This window comes from Kitasatospora sp. NPDC057512, assembly GCF_042802135.1.
Taxonomy (GTDB): domain Bacteria; phylum Actinomycetota; class Actinomycetes; order Streptomycetales; family Streptomycetaceae; genus Kitasatospora.
This window is the reverse complement of the sequence record NZ_JBHVET010001202.1, coordinates 1-1460: the sequence shown is the minus strand read 5'-3', so window position 1 is coordinate 1460 and position 1460 is coordinate 1. Positions and strand designations below refer to the sequence as shown.

Genomic DNA, 1460 nt, shown 5'->3' with positions numbered 1-1460 from the left:
GTCCGGCCCGGCCGGTCAGGCTCATGCGGACTGGTTCGGCACCTTGAGGTGCTGGGACAGCCACTCCAGCGAGGAGGGCAGCAGGGCGCTCCAGGTCTCGAAGTTGTGGCCGCCGTTCTCCAGCATGCTGTACGAGACCTTCATCGGGCTCTGCACCGCGTCGACGAAGGCCTCGGTCTGCTGCCGGTAGTCGCCGTCGCCCTTCTTCGTGCCGGCCAGCAGCACGGACGCCTTCGGCTGCGGCAGGTTCTTCAGCCGCCACAGCAGGTTGGCCTCGTCGCGGCGCTGCTTGCTGCCGCCGAAGAGGTCGCCCGTGGTCGGGTCGTCGGCGGCGTCGTAGTAGGCGGAGAGGGCGACGGCGGTCGGGAAGACGTCCGGGTGGCGCATGGCCAGCTTGAGCGCGCAGTAGCCGCCGGTCGAGTTGCCCATGAAGGCCCAGGCCTGCGGGTCGGTGGAGACCCGGTAGCTGGCCTGGATCGCCGAGGGCACGTCCTTGGTGAAGTAGGTGTCGGACTGCGGGCCGTTCGGGACGTCCTCGCACTCGGTGTCCTGGGGCAGCGCGGGCGAGGGACGCACCAGGACCATGACGGTCGGCTGCATCCGCCCCTCCTGCAGCAGCTTGAGCGCGGCGCCCGGGTAGTTGAAGCGGGTGATCAGGTTCTCGGCGATTCCTGGGAATCCGGTGCTGACGATCACGGCCGGGAACTGCTTCTGGGCGTACTCCGGCTGGAAGTACTGCGGGGGCAGGTAGACGTAGCCCTCGGTGGACAGCCGGCTGGCCGCGCCGTCTATCCGGACCTTGCGGATCTCGCCGGACTGGGCGGGCTCGCGGCCCATCGCGCCGCCGCCCTTGACCGCGGCCTGGCCCATCGTCTCCACCATCAGCCGGCCGGAGGCGTCCGCCTTGTTGTGGATGACCACCGGGCCGGTGTCGCCGGTGCCCAGCAGGTCGTCCCAACTGCTGTAGAACGCGAAGTAGTTGTTCGCGACCAGGCCGAGTGCGGCGAGCACCGCGAGCTGGGTGGCGAGCAGCGCGCCGATCCGGCCGAGCACCGACTGCCAGGTCTTCTTCGCGAGTCTGGGCCACAACCAGACCGTGCCGACCATCATCACGACCGCGATCAGTGCGGTCAGCGCCAGCACCTTGTGGCTCGTCAGACCCATGTCCCGCTTGCTCCCACGCCTCGAACTCCAGTCCCCTCCGCTGGGGACATCCGAGGAGGTCACCCCGGTTCCCCCGCCGGGGCGCGAGGACCAACCCTAACGCCAGCTGGGAGGAAGCTGACCGCGGCTGGGAGGTGACGGGGAGCGGGGCGGACAGATGACAACGTTCAGATAACAGATTTCGAAAGTTGTCATCTGACATCTGTCAGCTGAAATCTGTCAGCTGTCGGCTGTCATCCGTCGACGGTCGACCCTCACTCCTGGCAGCCGGGCAGCCGGCCGGGGCGGGTGGGCTG

The 1460-nt window shown here is 68.6% G+C and carries 1 protein-coding gene; it reads right to left on the bottom strand.

Features of this window, described 5'->3' with window-relative positions:
• Positions 1-21: 21 nt before the first annotated feature.
• The gene (locus tag ACFU6K_RS38915) at positions 22-1164 is read right to left on the bottom strand and encodes an alpha/beta hydrolase (protein WP_380671385.1); all 1143 of its coding nucleotides are present in this window, start codon (positions 1162-1164) and stop codon (positions 22-24) included.
• Positions 1165-1460 lie beyond the last annotated feature (296 nt).